The sequence below is a fragment of the Tenuifilum thalassicum genome (genome assembly GCF_013265555.1).
GTDB lineage: Bacteria > Bacteroidota > Bacteroidia > Bacteroidales > Tenuifilaceae > Tenuifilum > Tenuifilum thalassicum.
In genome coordinates this window covers 3,092,560-3,107,561 of record NZ_CP041345.1, presented here as the reverse complement: position 1 = coordinate 3,107,561, position 15,002 = coordinate 3,092,560, and the positions used below count along the sequence as shown (strand labels likewise).

Here is a 15,002-nt window from a genome sequence, read left to right as displayed (position 1 = left end):
AGAGTGTATATATCTCCTTAAATAGCAAAAATCAATTAAGAAAAGATTGAAAAAGAACTTGTATGTCCTTTTCAATCAATGGGGGAGGAGTTAAAATTAGACCAATCTTTTCAGCTACTGCTGAATAGATTTTTATCGATTGTACTTGTTGAACAATGGCAATAAAAAAATCAATTTGTAAATCGGGTAAATATGAATTATGGACAAACTCTTCGGTTGATTGTATGATTTGGTAAGTGTTATAGCAACATTTGGGGTTAGTAATAATCATTTCATTGGAGCTAGGAGAATTGTGAGATTCATCCTTTATCTCCATTCCACACCCCAAGTGTGTATTACCCATTATTATTTTGGACTCTATAGCCTTGTTATGGCAGTAATGAGTTCCAACAGTCAATGATAGATGACTGAGAAGTACAATTGTTGATAGTAATATGGATAATACTTTCTTCATTAAAGTATAAAACAACGAAATGAATAAAAGGTTTTACAAGTTTAATGAAAGTTGGAGTCAACTTAAAAAAAGATGGGTTGTTAATTGTCAATACAAAAACTTATGCAAGGATTAATGTCGAGTAAAAAGCTCAAGTAAGCTATGAAATAATAAAAACTCTACACCAGAATAGATGTAGAGTTTTGTTTACAAAAATATAATATCAGTTACTTCACATTAAAAACCATTCCCATGTAACCATTATAGGTTGATTTGTTTCTAAAGATAATATGCTTAAGCTCTAAATTTTTATTGTTGTTTGATGGAGAGTTTGAAATAATTAATCCATCATCATTAATTTCACTGTCTTCTAGCGTTGGCACTTCGGGGAACACTTTATGTATGCTTTTACCAATTAAATTTTCCTCTTTTAGATTGAGGGTTTCAAGAAGTTTACCCTTACATGTTTGGATAATGCCGTTCTTATCAATCTTATAAATAAGCGCAGGATATTCCGAAATCAGGGTATCGTTAACTTTGTTAGCAAGTTCTAGCTCAAATGCAAAGTTTTTCTTTTCGGTAACATCGAGTGTTATAACAAGGATACCCACAATTTCACCCGATTTGTTTTTTAAAGGTATCCTGCTTGTATTGCCCCACGATACGGTTCCGTCTTTAAACCGGATGAACTCATCCTGATTCAAAATGGCTTCACCCGATTGCATTACGTCGTTATCCTCTTTGAAAGTTCTTTCAAAATGCTCCTTTCCAAATATATCGAAATCCGATTTGTTAATAATATCATCAATGCTGTTAAGGTTAAGAGCTTTTCTCTTTGTTTCGTTGATTCTTATATACTTACAATCTTTGTCTTTGAATGAGATTCTAGCAGGTAATGCATTCATAAGGGCCTTGAACATGATTTGCTCCCACTCCAGCTCTTCCTGTTTTTGGACAAGCTCCTGATTTTTCTGTTTTAGCTGTTCAATAAATGCCTTTTCCTGTTCATATCTGCGGCGTTCATTTTCAATTTCCTGAGCTTTAATTTTTTCCATCTCCTCCTGGGTAGCGGTAAGCTCTTCAAGATTTTGACGCATCTCCTCTTCCTGTGCCTTCATTTCCTCGGCTTGCTGCTGGGTTTGAGCTAAGAGCTGAGCGGTACGAATGTTGATTTTAACGTTGGCAAGAGTTGAAGCAATGCTTGACCCTAACTTTTCAATAAATTCAATTTGATATTTTTGGTACGAAGTAAATGTTGCCAGTTCAATAACTGCCTGAACTTTATCGTTATCGATAAGAGGAACAATGAGGAGGCAATTAGGATTATCTTCACCTAAGCCTGAGGTTATCTTAATATAGTCCTTAGGGATATCTTTTAACAAGATGGTTTTCTTTTCAACAAAGCAACGGCCTACCAATCCTTCGTTAGGGAGAACTGACTTTTCAATCATTTTCCTGCGGTTGAAAGCATAGCAGGCAGTCATTTCAAGAACAGGGTTATTGGGTTCGTTTTCGTTGAGAATAAAAATTCCTCCTTGAACCGACTTGGTATACTCTACCAAATTTTTAACAATATGATAGGAAAGCTCTTTGATATTGTCATTGTTTCTTCGCAACACTTCGCCAAATAGGGCCATGCCTTGAGTTGCCCAGTTCTGTTGTTTCTCTTCTTCTTTGCGTTTTTCCTCTAGCTCCTTAGCACGAATAAGGCTTTGTTGCATTTCAATTAAAGCCTTGCCTAGCTTATCCTTCTCGCTTAAGAGTTTAAAGTTAGTATCAAGTTTCCCTTCGCCAATTTCTCGGGCAAACTTTTCGGTATGAGTAAGTCCTTCAATAAGTTTATTGGCTGAATTGGCCATCTCCTCTATTTCGTCGCCGGTTTTAATGCGAATTTTTTTGTTAATATCGATATCGCCTTCAGCTATGGTATTAAGTAGCGCCGTGGTTTGCTTTATGGGTTTTGAGATTTTGGTCGATACGTACCATATGGCTAGTGCCTGTAGGATTATGCCGAATAGAAATACCAAAATGGTATAAAGGACCGATTTTCGAGCATCTTTAACAATTTCCGATAATGGCATGGATAGGAGCAAACCCCAGGCATTGGGAGAGTTCCCCACCTCTACAATTGAAAGAACATTTAGATATTCCTCACCATTTACATTGTTGAAAAAAATGGTATTGCTCTTTTCTTTTATTTTTTGGGTTACCTGGTATTTTTCCTCAAGTTCGGGATAGATGCTGTTGAAAAATTCTTTCGAGAGCTCCTTGTCGGTATTGGCAATAATCCTGCCATCCCCTGAAACAAGTGTGACTGTGGTTCCCACGTAGGGTTTTATGGCTTCAATATCGTTTTGAAATTTTTCAAGAGATATATCCACACCACCTAAACCAGCAAATTTCCCATTAACCCTAATGGGAACACTTAAACTCGTGGCAAGAACCTCTTTGCCTCCATAGGTAAAAGTGTATGGGTCTAGCAGCATCTCACAGTTGCATGTTTTTGATGCGTAATAATTTGAAGTGATATCGTCGCCACTAAGATTTTTATATTCCAGATCGATTCCGAAACCTGCCTCATTCAGATAAGCGGTTATAGAACGCCGGCCATATGTTTTGTTATAGTTAGGGCGAAACGACCATAGCTCTATGGTATACCATACTGTTAGATATCGTGAATTATTTTCAACCTGATTTTTAACGATGTTATAAAAAACAGAATCGAGCAGAACTGTGTCGAATTTAGGATAGATATATAGAGAATGAGCAAGGGCACGAGAAAAACCCATATCCAAATCGAGTTCTGATTTAAGCTGGTTGGCCGATTTTTGGGCCTCGGTTTGGGCTATTTTTATTGCATTGTCACGGGCAATCCTATTTATTCTAAATCCTATAACAAGACCTATAGCTATCATTATTAGTATTGAGGTGGAAAGTACACCAATTAAAAGCTTGGCTCCAATCCGTAAGTTTTTGAATATATCAAATTTCATTGCCCCAATTGTTTGAGAGTTTTACTGAAAAAATGCTTCATATGACAATCGTAAATTTACTAAAATGTTTTAAACGGCATTGTTTTTTTTATAAAAGAGCTTTATAAATATCCAAATTAGACACGCTGAATTTTAATTATTTGCTAAATTGCTGCAGATATAAAGAGGTAAAGTATGTATAAAAAGATAGCGTTTCTTTTACTGTTTTTTGCTATTTCTTCATTGAATGCTATTTCTTCTACTAGCAAAAGCAAAGTTGATAGCCTGTTAAAAAAAGTAGAATATTACAGGATAAAGAACCATGATTCAGCAGTTATTGTTGCACGTAAAGCATTAGCACTGGTCGACTCAATTCAGGAGCCTCTACTTGCTGCCAAAATTTACTATTCGCTTGGTTATGCATATTACAATAGAAATGATTTTGAACTAGCTCTCGAAAACTTTCGGAAGTCCTTAGAAATTGCCGAGAAAGTTAATGATTTCAAACTACAAGCTCTTTTGCATAACCGAATGGGGAATGTATTTCAGCTTAAAAGCTATTACAATCAGTCTATTGATGAGTACAAAAAGGCTCTAGACCTAAATTACAAGATAGGAGATAAAGTTGAGGTTGCCCGTACATTGGTTAATGTGGGTACCGTTTTTACAATTACTGGTAACTTCCCCATCGCATTGCAGTACATGTTAGATGCCCTTGAGATATTTGAACAAGCCGAAGAAATGGAGGGAATGGCTTGGACTTCGCTCAGTATCTCCCGTTTATTTAGCCGTTTAGAAATTAATGAAAGAGCTCTTCAATATGCCGAGAATGCTCTTAATCTGTATCGCAGGTTAGAAAATAAGACTGGTATTACACTTACACAAACAGAACTTGCTAATATCTACTATCAGCTTGGTATTTACGACAAAGCGCTTGACTTACTTAATAAAATTGTTTACGAGAATGTTGCTAATGGTAATTTACACGCTCAAGCAGCGAACTACCTGCTTATGGGGATTATCTACTTTGATAAGGGAAATTATGAGAGAGCCGAGCATTTCCTTAACCAGTCGCTTGAACTGAAACAAAACGTAAACGATAGCATTGATATTGCAAAACTAAATAGATATTTAGGTGAGGTAGAGTTCAAAAAGGGTAACCTAGCCAAGGGCCTTAATCTTCTTAAGACAGCTCTTACCGATGCACAAAAACATAAAATTACTACCGATTTAAGAGATATTTATTTTAGCCTCTCACAGGCAGAAAAGAAGATGGGAAACTATCAAACTGCTTTTAATTACTTTACAAAATATTCCGAACTTAAAGATAGTGTTAATGCTGGGCAGATTGCAAAGTTAGAGATGCAATACGATTTTGAGAAGCGAGAGCGAGAACAAGAACTAATAACACGCCAACGCGAGGTTGTACAGCAAGCCAAGCTAGAAAGACAAAGACTAGCAACTATGCTTATATCCATTGCTTTGGTTTTAAGTTTGGCATTAGTTGCTGTTGTTTTTTGGTTTTATAGGGAGAAAAAGAAAACCAATCAGTTGCTGGTTTTGCAGAACGCAGAGATTTTAAGGCAAAAATCAGAAATAGAGAATCAAAAACACGAGATTGAGGCCCAACGCGATTTAGCTGAAAGGCAGCGCGACCAAATTGCAGAGCAGCAAAAACAGATAACCGATAGCATACGCTATGCTAGCAGAATACAGTCTGCTGTTTTGCCTTCAGATCAACATATATCAGCATGTTTAACCGATTATTTTGTTTTTTATCAGCCTAAGAACATAGTTAGTGGCGATTTTTATTGGGTGACACATTTAACTGATGGCCGACTTGCAATTGCCGTTGCCGATTGTACGGGGCATGGTGTTCCTGGTGCCTTTATGAGTATGTTGGGCATTACGCTTTTTAAGGAGTTAACATCAACACAACATTTTGAAAATGCTGCTGATGTGCTTTATCGTTTAAGACGTTTGGTAATTTCCTCATTGAACCAATCTTTTGATGATAGTGAATCACATGATGGTATCGACATGGGGTTATTGATTGTAAACAAAGAGAATAGGGTTGCCGATTATGCTGGTGGATACTTCCCGCTTTTTGTAGCTAGAAAGGATAGCAATGAGGTTCCCAATCATTTCAAATTATTCGACTCTAAAGATGGAGTTAACTTTCTTGAGGTTAAAGGCGATAAGATGCCTATAGGGCATCACTTACTTGGTGAGCGCCACTTTACCAACTATCGTTTTAAGATTTTCGAAACGGATTTGTTTTACCTGCTTTCCGATGGTTATTCCGATCAGTTTGGTGGCCCTAAAAACACTAAGTTTATGATGGCAAATTTGAAAAGATTACTACTGGATATACAACATTTGCCTTTGGAAAAGCAAAAAGAAGTTTTACGAGAACGATTCGAGGAGTTTAAAGGTAATCAGAAGCAGGTAGATGATATACTAGTAATGGGCTTTCGAATTTAGATTATAGAGTTGTTCTATTCATCTGAATTACTTAAGATATTTTTTTCAAGCCAGTCAATACCCTGCTTCGATGCACCTTGCTCTGCTTCTTTTTTGGAGTTTCCAGAACCGCGCCCTATTTCGTTCTCATCCCAAAATAATATGGCCTCAAAGTGTGGTGATTGTTTCTCAGTATTTATAGCGTGGGTGTCGAACGTAACTTTAACATGGTGCTTCTGGGCTATTTCAAGTAACTTGCTCTTATAGTCGTGCTCTATAGCTTGTAGTTCATCAAGATTAATGTGTTGGCGTAAAAAATTATTAATTACTACATCGCTAGTAAACTTAAAACCCTTATCAATAAACATTGCGCCAACAATAGCTTCCAAAGCATTGCCATAAATATATTTCTGATGGTTCAGAGCTCCGTTGCTAACCATTATTAGGTTAGGTAATCCAATACTAACAGCAAGTTGGTTCATACTGTTGCGACTCACTATTTTTGAGCGCATTTTGGTAAGGAACCCTTCATCGCCACTTGGAAATTCCCCAAAAAGGAAATCGGCAACAATGGCATCAAGTACAGCATCACCCAGATACTCTAAACGTTCATTGTCAAATTTTTGACCAGGTGAAATAATAACAGAAGCTGACCTATGTATTAAGGCCAGCTTGTAAATTTCCAAATTATCGGGGGAATACCCTAAAATATGTTTTAGACTTCTGTAAAATTCTCTATCACTTGCCGGAATGGTAAGCTGTCGAAATGGTTTGCTTAAAAACTTTAACACTGTAAAATGCTACAATTTTCTTAGAATGATAGATGCATTATGACCACCAAAACCAAAGGTATTACTCAATGCGGCTCTAATAGTGCGTTTTTCAGCCTTATTAGGAGTTAGGTTGAGCTTGCTGTCAATTTCAGGGTCAACCTCTTTTAGATTAATGGTAGGTGGAATAATATCTTTATGAACTGCCATTATAGCAGCTAGTGCTTCTATAGCTCCAGCAGCACCAAGGAGATGACCAGTCATTGATTTGGTAGAGCTGATATTTAACTTATAGGCATGTTCACCAAAAACTTGCTTAATGGCTTTTGTTTCAGCAATATCACCAAGTGGGGTAGATGTCCCATGAACATTGATATAATCAATTTCTTCTGGTTTCATTCCAGCATCACGCAAAGCATTCTCCATTACCTTACGTGCGCCTAACCCTTCGGGGTGGGGTGCTGTCAGGTGGTAAGCGTCGGCCGACATACCGCCGCCTGCCAACTCACAGTAAATTTTAGCCCCACGGGCTTTAGCATGCTCGTATTCTTCAAGTATAAGTGCACCAGCACCTTCGCCCATAACAAAACCATCGCGAGTTGCATCAAACGGGCGTGAAGCTGTCTTATACTCGTCGTTTCGGGTCGATAATGCTTGTAAAGCATTAAATCCGCCTAATCCAATTTCGTTAACAGAAGCTTCAGAACCTCCAGTAATAACAATGTTTGCTTTACCGGTACGAATAACATCGAGAGCACAGATAATGCCGTTGGTTGCAGATGCACAGGCCGAAACAGTTGAGAAGTTAGGACCACGGAAATCATATTTCATTGAAATGTGACCTGCAGCAATATCTGAAATCATTCTAGGAATGAAAAAAGGGCTAAATCGGGGAGTACCATCACCACCGAAATAGCTCCTTAATTCCTCGGTAAGGGTTTGTAGTCCCCCAATGCCCGATGCCCAAATTACTCCGGCCATATCATGGTCTATTGCCTCAAGGTTTAGTCCCGAATCCTTCATGGCTTCTTCAACTGCCACCAGCGCAAATTGTGAATAAGGATCGAGTTTTTTTACCTCTTTTCGGTCGAAGTAATTATTAGGGTCAAAATTTTTGACCATGCAGGCAAATTTGGTTCTGAATTTCGACGTGTCAAAACTTGTAATAAGTTCACAACCACTAACTCCATTCTCGAGGTTGGTCCAGTATTCCTGAATATTGTTACCTAAGGGGTTAATGGTTCCAATACCTGTAACAACAACACGCTTCATTTCCATAACTAAATAAGTTTTATTTAAACCAAAATTTGCCTTACTGGTTAATAAATTTTAATTACTTGCTGTGCTCTTCAATGTACTTGATTGCATCGCCAACGGTGCCAATCTTTTCAGCATCTTCATCAGGAATAGATAGGTTGAATTCCTTTTCAAATTCCATGATTAATTCTACAGTGTCCAATGAATCAGCACCAAGATCGTTGGTGAAACTTGCTTCAGGAGTTACCTCGTTCTCATCTACTCCTAATTTGTCAACGATGATTGACTTAACTCTAGTTGCAATGTCTGACATAATTTTAAAATTTAGTTAGTAATTAGAGTTTTCTGTTCACAAAGAAAAAAATATTTTCATCTGAAAACAAATCAGATGTAAAAAACGTGGCAAAAGTAATTTTTTTGTTCATATTTTTGACCTTCATTAACAAAAATTTTTTGACGATCGTTTAAAAAAGATTTCTAAGATACAGAAAATGAAAAACATAGCGATTTTTGCTTCGGGTTCAGGATCTAACGCTGAGCAGATTATCAAGCACTTCGAACTAAGAAAACAATACGGAAAGGTTAAGCTAATTGCAACCGACAACCCTAAAGCCTTTGTAATAGAGCGTGCTAAAAAGTATAGTATTCCTCTATATGTTTTTTCTAAAGCTGAATTGCAAGATGGATCGGTACTGCAACATCTAACTGAGAATAATATCGATTTCATTGTTCTGGCAGGGTTCCTAAAAATGATACCTGAGGAAATAGTGTCTGCATTTCCTAGTAGAATTGTAAATATTCATCCAGCTTTACTCCCTAAGTATGGTGGTAAAGGAATGTATGGCGATAGGGTTCATCGGGCTGTTATTAAGGCTGGCGAAAAATTTAGCGGTATCACTATCCATTATGTAAATGAACGGTACGACGAAGGAGATATTGTTTTTCAGGCACGCTGCGAAGTTAAGGACGATGATACAGTAAAATCATTGGCAACACGTGTTCATGAGCTAGAGTGGAAATACTATCCTGAGGTTATTGAAAATCTTATAAAGGACTTATAAATATTACTCTGCAAGTTTACATTTCCCAAAGTTGAAGTGAATACCCACAGAAAGGGTAAATGGGAAGTTGTCCCAATAACGTTCGTCATATTTTCTAAAAGGGATTGAGAACCCCATGTTTCCGACGAATCGAACCCTACGGTAACCAATTTTTAGCACTGCACCAGGTTCATAAAACCAATTTTTTTGTGGCCCCATGTTCACCAATGCAAGTCGTGATACTACGCTGAAATCAATAAATTCATTGAAGAATCCTATTGCTGGTTGAATAAAATACCGCTGGTACGATATTTCAGCTGGACCAGTCCATTCTATCGTCCTGAAATTAGCGGGTACTACTCCTGCTCCTCCACCAGCAAAAAACTCGAATATTCCACTATCACTAAATTTCTCTGTATAACCAATGCCACCTTCAAATAGAGTTTGTTTTTTAGTTACAATGCCTAGTTCACTTTCTTTATCATTTCGCTTAATAATTTGACCATTTAGGATAAGACCAAGATTATCGGTAACAGCATAGGCCGATTGAACTTCTACACCTGATATTCCTATTTGGGTGTTTAGTTGACCGTCGCCTTTATTACGAAGGAGAGGGCTGTTGAACGAGTTTGGTATATAGCTTATCTTGCACGAAGATATAGTAAGTGAAAACGCAATAAAAAATAACCTGAGCAGATTTTTCATCTCTTTCTTATTTCGCGACAGGATATTTACATCTTATTATTTTGATGTAATTATTCCGTAGCATTTATCATTTATCAATACAAGATAATGTTTAAATTGTATTAAGTCAACAAAAAAAATCAGCCACAGGTTAACACCCATGGCCGAGATTTTTCCCAATCTTACTAATTTAACCTATCTTTTTTTCTTTTTCTTAGCCTTTTTTACAGGTTCAGCCTCTGGGGCAAAAAATCCCTCTCTTGATAGTAAGTGGTCAAGATTTGCTACTCCATATACTGTAACTGCTGTAACGATTGATGTGTGGTTCATATAGCTAGGAGGGCATTTTTCATAGGTGTCGCGTTCGGTATGCCAAATCTCCATATAGCTAAAATCTTTTCCTTCAATATCGGAAGTGCCAAAGCTAAGCGCTGGAACTCCAGCCATTAGAAAAGGCGATGAATCGGTACCACCAGGACGCTTAGGTTTTGGTCGTGGTTTTGATTCTTTTATTTCGAAAGGGAACTTTGGATTTATACTAGGGATAGGTTCACATATTTTTTTAAAATCAGCTAGCATGGCTTTTGGAACAGAAATGCTTGTGGGAACAGTTGGACCACCATCGCGGTTAAACATGGCTGAAACTTTAGGTAATATGTCTTCATAGCGTTTAACCCACGCCATAGAGCCTAATAGTCCAAATTCCTCACCTGCCCAAAGGGCAACAATAATGGTTCGTTTGGGTTTGCCACCTGCTTTCATAATAAGCCTAGCTGCTTCCATGGCTGGTACTGCACCCGAGGCATTATCGGAAGCGCCTGTTGCAACATCAAATGCATCGAGATGTCCCCCCATTATTACAAGTTCATCTGGCTTTTCAGTGCCCTTGATTATACCAAAAACACTCTGAAAGGGAACAGGTCCTGGTCGAAAATGGTTGCGAATATCAAACTCCAAAATTACGTACTGACGTTCTTCTACTAGTTTTTTTATTTTATCATACTGGTGTTCATCAAGTTTAATGTCTGGGACCTTAGGCAGATTATCCCAGCTCATTTTATCAAGGTTCTTTCTGTCATATAGCGCCCTAATGGGTACTTTTGATGATTGTATAATTCCCAAGATACCTGCTTCAACCATCTCTTTGTAGAATAGAGCAGGTTCCTCCTCGTAAGGAAGAAGTTCCTTTTGAAGTGCCTTGTTTTTTCTGTTTTTCCAGTTAAGCCATCTTATAGAATCATTTTTTGCTTGAATAATTTCATTTTTAGCAATAACCTCAGCACGATGAGCATCAGCTTCTTCCGAGAAATCAATGGGCCAGCCATTATTTTCGCCCGAGATAAGAACCCAGGCTCCCTTTAGTTTACCCTTCATGCGTTCAAACTCTTTACGAGTTTTTGGTTCTATAACTACATGACCTCTTTGAACGCCCTTTGTACCTGCAGTATATGATGGTGTGGCAAAGTGCAATATCTCACCATTGTGTGATAGCATGCGGCCAAATGATGGTCCACGGTTAAAACCTACTGGCAAAATACCAACATCCTCCGTTATAACCTCCATGCCCCACTCTTTAAACTTAGATGCAGCCCACATAACAGCATCATCGTAGGCGTTTGAACCTACAAGTCTTCCTCCAATTCGGTTGCAGAGCTCATCGAGCAGCTGCATGGTTTGGTTATCGGTTTTACCAATCTCAATTATTTTGTTTACAGTGCTATCTGGTTGTGCAAATACTCCCCAAAAATCAAGAGTAGCCAAAAGTATAAGTACAAATTTTTTCATCTTTTTTATCTTAGAATTAGTACAAGATGTTTAATTCAATATTTACATAATATTGATAGCGAGAAGAGTTGAAAGTTTAATGGAGATACTAAAAAATACTTGTAATTAGGCCTAGGCTAATTATCTTTTAAAATTTCGATTGCTTGTTGTTTGACCCTTTCCAAGTCCTCAGGGGTGTCAACAGCAATGGTTTCCATATCGGTTTCGGCAACTGTAATGGAAAAACCATTCTCAATCCAGCGTAGCTGCTCAAGCGATTCTGCAAGTTCAAGTGGTGTTTGTTTCAAACGTGTTATCTTTTTCAGGACGTCATCACGATATGCATATAATCCGATATGCTTGAAGAATTTATGCGAGTTTTGCCATTCATCTTTTTCTTTTCCCCGAATAAAAGGAATTGCTGAGCGGCTAAAATAAATTGCTTGCCTTTTAGAGTTGATAATAACTTTTGGGCTATTGGGGTTGAAAATATCTTCATCGGGTGAGAATGCTTTCACTAAAGTGGCAATTTGAACCTGGTTGTCATTGAAACAGTCTAGCAATTTACCAAGCTGTTGAGGTTGAATAAAAGGTTCATCGCCTTGAATGTTTACAACAACATCAAATTTTTGGTTGTATGACGATTGAATTATATCGAGAGCCTCGGAACAACGGTCGGTTCCGCTCTTATGCTGTTCCGATGTCATCACAACCTTGCCTCCAAAACCTTCTACTACTTTTTTTATTCTATCGTCGTCAGTTGCAACAAAGCACCATTCAAATACTTCGGATGCTCTTTCGTAAACCCACTGAATCATAGGTTTCCCTGCAATTATTGCAAGTGGTTTCCCTGGGAATCGTGTTGATGCATAGCGTGCTGGAATAATACCAATGCTTTTCATTCGCGTAACATTTTAAATATCTAATATAAAGAAGAATGAGTATTCTTTTTAAAGTGATAACTAACATATGAAACACCCATTTTTTGTTCATACATATTTGTGCAAGTTACCTTAAACGAGTGCTTCATTGTAAATGATTTTCGCAAATGTAATGATTATTTAAAGGCTTTTGTACTTATGGGTAGTTGGTTATGAGAAAAATATTTCTAAGATTTGTAGATGATAAATAATGCCAGTTGCGTAACCCTTGTGTGTTAATTTGGGTTTAGTTTTGAATGTGCATAAATTCTGATTATTTAAGGTTATGGGTTTCTTTTTGATGGGAATTCGTTCTTGAATTGTTAAAATGTTTAAATTTGGCAACTAATATTAACCTAAACATAATGCCTTATGATTATTGACAATCTATTCTGGGTTGTACCGATTGCATCGGTCATTGCTTTGGCATTTGCCTATTTCTTTTTTAGGCAGATGATGAAAGAAGATGAAGGTACCGACTTGATGAAGAAAATTGCACAACATGTGCGTACAGGTGCCATGTCGTATCTTAAGCAACAGTACAGGGTCGTACTTATTGTGTTTATTGTACTGATGTTGCTCTTTGTTTTCCTAGCCTTTGGTTTAGGAGTACAAAACAAGTGGACACCTTTTGCATTTTTAACAGGAGGTTTCTTCTCAGGTCTGGCTGGATTCTTTGGGATGAAGACAGCTACTTTTGCCTCGGCTAGAACCGCTAATGCTGCTAAAAACTCTTTAAACCATGGACTAAAAGTTGCATTCCGTTCGGGTGCTGTTATGGGTTTGGTTGTGGTAGGTTTGGCAGTACTTGATATTTCCATTTGGTATATTGTTCTAAACTATTTTATTGATGAGCCCGATAGCTCACATAAGCTTATTATCATTACTACCACCATGCTAACCTTTGGTATGGGGGCGTCAACACAGGCGCTATTTGCTCGTGTTGGTGGTGGTATTTACACAAAGGCAGCCGATGTTGGTGCCGACCTTGTAGGAAAAGTTGAGGCAGGTATACCTGAAGACGACCCACGTAACCCTGCTACTATTGCCGATAATGTTGGCGATAACGTAGGCGATGTTGCTGGTATGGGAGCCGACCTTTACGAATCATATGCTGGTTCAATACTAGCAACTGCTGCTTTGGGTGCTTCGGCTTTTGCAACTGTAAGTGTAGACATGCAGTATAAGGCTATACTTGCTCCTATGCTTATTGCTGCTGTTGGTATTATCCTTTCAATTCTTGGTATTTATATGGTTCGTACCAAGGAAGGGGCAACTATGCGCGATTTGCTTCGCTCACTTGGTCTTGGTGTTAATGTTAGCTCTGCTCTTATTGCTGTTCTTACTTTCGTAATCCTTTACTCTTTAGGTTTAGAGAACTGGATTGGTATATCATTCTCTGTTGTTGCTGGTTTGCTCGCGGGAATTATTATCGGTCAGTCAACCGAGTATTTTACTTCCCATTCCTACAAACCCACTCAAAGAATATCGGAAAGTGCACAAACTGGACCTGCAACTGTAATTATTTCTGGCGTTGGTTTAGGTATGGTTTCTACTGCTATTCCTGTTATTACTATTGCGTTTGCCATACTAATTGCTTTCCTTTCGGCTATCAACTTTGATGTGAAGCATATGCTTGATGCTCAAAATATTCAGCTTGGCCTTTATGGTATTGGTATTGCAGCTGTGGGTATGCTTTCTACACTTGGTATTACCCTAGCAACCGATGCTTATGGACCTATTGCCGATAATGCTGGTGGAAATGCTGAAATGAGCAAATTAGGACCTGAAGTTCGCAAGCGTACCGATGCTCTTGATGCTCTTGGAAATACAACCGCTGCAACGGGTAAAGGTTTCGCTATTGGCTCCGCGGCTTTAACTGCGCTTGCTCTGCTTGCTTCCTATATTGAAGAGGTAAAAATTGGGCTAATTCGTATTGGTGAAAATGCTCTAACTTTAGCAAATGGTGATACCATTGAGACCGCTAAAGCTACCATTGTCGATTTCATGGATTATTATCAGGTTAACCTGATGAATCCTGTTGTTTTAGTTGGTATTTTTATTGGCGCTGCTATGGCATTCCTGTTTAGCGGTTTAACCATGAACGCTGTAGGCCGTGCAGCCCAAAAAATGGTTGAGGAGGTTCGCCGTCAGTTCCGCGAAATCAAAGGTATTATGGAAGGCGAAGCTGAGCCCGATTACGCTCGTTGTGTAGCCATTTCAACTAAAGGTGCCCAAATTGAAATGGTTGTACCTTCACTACTTGCAATTATTATCCCTATTATCACTGGCGTAGTTTTAGGAGTTGCTGGTGTTCTTGGTTTGTTAGCAGGTGGATTATCTGCTGGCTTTGTACTTGCTATTTTTATGGCTAACTCAGGTGGTGCTTGGGATAATGCTAAAAAGTATATCGAGGAAGGTAATTTTGGTGGTAAAGGCTCCGATAATCACAAAGCTGCTGTTGTTGGCGACACTGTTGGTGATCCCTTTAAAGACACATCAGGACCTAGCCTTAACATCCTTATCAAGCTCATGAGCATGGTATCGATTGTAATGGCTGGTTTAACTGCGGCTTATAGTCTCCTCTAGAAATCTTATTAGTTTTTTCATCATAAAATGCCTGGCTCTATGTCAGGCATTTTATCTTTAATTTGCTAATAAAAAAATCATACATTTGTACGAAAATTTCACTACTAGAT

General features: G+C 38.1%; 11 protein-coding genes. 3 read left to right on the top strand and 8 right to left on the bottom strand.

Annotation, left to right across the window (positions count from 1 at the left end):
* Positions 1-31 precede the first annotated feature (31 nt).
* Both FHG85_RS12790 and FHG85_RS12785 read right to left on the bottom strand, forming a co-directional pair.
* Entirely contained in the window at positions 32-454 is a 423-nt protein-coding gene (locus FHG85_RS12790; RefSeq protein ID WP_173076533.1) for an HYC_CC_PP family protein, read from the bottom strand.
* 206 nt (positions 455-660) lie between these two features.
* Positions 661-3,426: a GAF domain-containing protein gene (locus FHG85_RS12785; protein WP_173076531.1), complete on the bottom strand. Its 2,766-nt coding sequence runs from the start codon at positions 3,424-3,426 to the stop codon at positions 661-663.
* A 174-nt stretch (positions 3,427-3,600) separates the two neighbouring features.
* Between FHG85_RS12785 and FHG85_RS12780 the strand changes: the two genes are divergently transcribed.
* Positions 3,601-5,889, top strand: coding sequence for a tetratricopeptide repeat protein (locus FHG85_RS12780; RefSeq protein WP_173076529.1), 2,289 nt, complete (start codon positions 3,601-3,603; stop codon positions 5,887-5,889).
* Between the two features lie 14 nt (positions 5,890-5,903).
* On the opposite strand, the gene rnc is transcribed toward FHG85_RS12780, so the two are convergent.
* From rnc to FHG85_RS12765, 3 genes are read right to left on the bottom strand one after another with little or no spacing between them, the layout of a single operon-like run.
* Positions 5,904-6,659, bottom strand: coding sequence for a ribonuclease III (gene rnc, locus FHG85_RS12775; protein ID WP_173076527.1), 756 nt, complete (start codon positions 6,657-6,659; stop codon positions 5,904-5,906).
* 9 nt (positions 6,660-6,668) lie between these two features.
* Positions 6,669-7,916, bottom strand: a complete 1,248-nt coding sequence (gene fabF, locus FHG85_RS12770; RefSeq protein WP_173076524.1) for a beta-ketoacyl-ACP synthase II — start codon at positions 7,914-7,916, stop codon at positions 6,669-6,671.
* Between the two features lie 55 nt (positions 7,917-7,971).
* Positions 7,972-8,208, bottom strand: a complete 237-nt coding sequence (locus tag FHG85_RS12765; RefSeq protein WP_173076522.1) for an acyl carrier protein — start codon at positions 8,206-8,208, stop codon at positions 7,972-7,974.
* 178 nt (positions 8,209-8,386) lie between these two features.
* Here FHG85_RS12765 and purN point away from each other — a divergent pair, with 178 nt between their 5' ends.
* Positions 8,387-8,956, top strand: a complete 570-nt coding sequence (purN, locus tag FHG85_RS12760) for a phosphoribosylglycinamide formyltransferase (RefSeq protein ID WP_173076519.1) — start codon at positions 8,387-8,389, stop codon at positions 8,954-8,956.
* Between the two features lie 3 nt (positions 8,957-8,959).
* On the opposite strand, the gene FHG85_RS12755 is transcribed toward purN, so the two are convergent.
* The 3 genes from FHG85_RS12755 to kdsB form a co-directional block, all read right to left on the bottom strand.
* Positions 8,960-9,640, bottom strand: a complete 681-nt coding sequence (locus tag FHG85_RS12755; protein ID WP_173076517.1) for a hypothetical protein — start codon at positions 9,638-9,640, stop codon at positions 8,960-8,962.
* 174 nt (positions 9,641-9,814) lie between these two features.
* Complete coding sequence (locus FHG85_RS12750; protein ID WP_173076515.1) at positions 9,815-11,404, bottom strand: M28 family peptidase; 1,590 nt, start codon at positions 11,402-11,404, stop codon at positions 9,815-9,817.
* A 116-nt stretch (positions 11,405-11,520) separates the two neighbouring features.
* Positions 11,521-12,285: a 3-deoxy-manno-octulosonate cytidylyltransferase gene (kdsB, locus tag FHG85_RS12745; RefSeq protein WP_173076513.1), complete on the bottom strand. Its 765-nt coding sequence runs from the start codon at positions 12,283-12,285 to the stop codon at positions 11,521-11,523.
* 393 nt (positions 12,286-12,678) lie between these two features.
* Between kdsB and FHG85_RS12740 the strand changes: the two genes are divergently transcribed.
* Positions 12,679-14,892 carry a sodium-translocating pyrophosphatase gene (locus tag FHG85_RS12740; RefSeq protein ID WP_220429284.1) on the top strand — a complete coding sequence of 738 codons (2,214 nt, stop codon included), beginning with the start codon at positions 12,679-12,681 and terminating at the stop codon, positions 14,890-14,892.
* Positions 14,893-15,002: the final 110 nt, after the last annotated feature.

Bases quoted from the DNA above. Each gene is read 5' to 3' on its own strand.
- fabF (WP_173076524.1), bottom strand. From the start codon at position 7,916: ATGGAAATGAAGCGTGTTGTTGTTACAGGTATTGGAACCATTAACCCC.
- FHG85_RS12785 (WP_173076531.1), bottom strand. From the start codon at position 3,426: ATGAAATTTGATATATTCAAAAACTTACGGATTGGAGCCAAGCTTTTA.
- FHG85_RS12750 (WP_173076515.1), bottom strand. From the start codon at position 11,404: ATGAAAAAATTTGTACTTATACTTTTGGCTACTCTTGATTTTTGGGGA.
- purN (WP_173076519.1), top strand. From the start codon at position 8,387: ATGAAAAACATAGCGATTTTTGCTTCGGGTTCAGGATCTAACGCTGAG.
- kdsB (WP_173076513.1), bottom strand. From the start codon at position 12,285: ATGAAAAGCATTGGTATTATTCCAGCACGCTATGCATCAACACGATTC.
- FHG85_RS12790 (WP_173076533.1), bottom strand. From the start codon at position 454: ATGAAGAAAGTATTATCCATATTACTATCAACAATTGTACTTCTCAGT.
- FHG85_RS12780 (WP_173076529.1), top strand. From the start codon at position 3,601: ATGTATAAAAAGATAGCGTTTCTTTTACTGTTTTTTGCTATTTCTTCA.
- FHG85_RS12755 (WP_173076517.1), bottom strand. From the start codon at position 9,640: ATGAAAAATCTGCTCAGGTTATTTTTTATTGCGTTTTCACTTACTATA.
- FHG85_RS12765 (WP_173076522.1), bottom strand. From the start codon at position 8,208: ATGTCAGACATTGCAACTAGAGTTAAGTCAATCATCGTTGACAAATTA.